Origin of the sequence: Phocaeicola sp. RTP21198st1_B8_RTP21198_201120 (assembly GCF_040929485.1) — a bacterium.
Taxonomy (GTDB): domain Bacteria; phylum Bacteroidota; class Bacteroidia; order Bacteroidales; family Bacteroidaceae; genus Phocaeicola; species Phocaeicola dorei.
In genome coordinates this window covers 1-1,408 of the sequence record NZ_JBCOCI010000260.1, presented here as the reverse complement: position 1 = coordinate 1,408, position 1,408 = coordinate 1, and the positions used below count along the sequence as shown (strand labels likewise).

Annotated in this window: 1 protein-coding gene; it reads right to left on the bottom strand. The window is 44.5% G+C overall.

Annotated elements, in window-relative coordinates; translation table 11 throughout:
• Nucleotides 1–1,408, bottom strand: a 1,408-nt coding sequence (locus tag AB5935_RS25190) for a BACON domain-containing protein (protein WP_368327777.1), incomplete at both ends; no start/stop codon positions are given.

The following is a 1,408-nucleotide window of genomic DNA, read 5'->3' as shown; positions in this document are numbered from 1 at the left end:
GATTGAACGGACTGCACGAACAAATCTTTTACCGTCTTTTTTAGCATTCGATTTATCCCAGGCAAGCGGTTTTCCAAAACGTACATAAAATGCGCTTGTACCGCTCGATGTTTCACGACTAGCCCAATAGGAATCTCCGGTAGCAGATGCTGCTGCCGTATTCATGATAGTTCCTCCCGCACCAGTAATCACTTGATCCCAAGCTGTACGGTTTGCTTTCTCAAAATCGGTAATCGCATCCGGGTTATTCTCCGTTGCATCTGCCACTGCAGTCCCATTATAAGTTTCAAACATCTGTTCCAAATCCGTTCTCGTAGGCCAATACCATCCGGAACCTTTATCCATACAATATTTAAGAGCGGGCATTTCTGCTGCATTCGGCAATGCTGCCAACGCAGTAGTATTTGCCAGGCCATTGTCATTGGATAAAGTTAAACCGGTAGAAGCCGGAGAGCTTGCCGTAGACCATGCCAGATTCTCTCTGTCCAACGACATAATCTTAGCCTTACCACGATTAGTGCCATCTACCCAGAACACAATGCCTCCTTTTAACGAACCATTATCCGCAATCACCTGTCCCACCGCAAACTCGGAACTTAAAAGCCCTCTTTGTGTAATAGTAACTTCTTGTTTAGGTGCATTCGCTCCGCTTCCGGCTATTACCGTAGCAGTCGTTACCCGGTTAGAACTATTCAAATTAGGCGATAATGTCCAGAAATAAAGAGTTTTACTTGTTATATCAACATACGCTTTCACCCAAGACTCATCAGTTATATTTACTGTAAATTCTGTTTCATCAGAAATCATCGTTATTCCTTCTGATTTCGTCACAGCATCAGGAGTAATAGTCACGGCATTTGTGCTTAATTCGAGAGAAGCGCCTCCTTCAGCCGCAACATTCTGATTCACCGTTACCTCCACCGACTTAGCGGCTGTGCCAGTACCGGCTGTAACCGTAGCAACAGTCGTACGAACATCGCCAGTGGTATTTTTAGATTTTGCCTTGAACGTAACTGTTGTGCCCGAAATAGTATACGAAAGCCAGGAATCATTTGCCAAAGCCACACTAAATACCGTTTTATTGGATGTCAATGTCACATTTGCTTCCGCTTCATTAGCTCCTTCCAATGTCACAGGATTTGGATTAACCGTCAATGTTGCCGGTTCTTCAGGATAAGTATAATCACCGATTGTACGCATACATCTTACAAAACGGTTGGTAGCTGTTTTATTTCCTGCATCAGCTCCCGATTTACCGAAACGTACCCAATAAGCTTGATTACCTGCTGCGTTTTCCGTACTCGACCAATAGCTTTCGCCATTGCCCGAACCGGCAGCTTCGTTCATCACATCACCTTGTAAATCAGTCATCATCTTATCAAATGCAGCACGTGCCGCCTTCTCTACT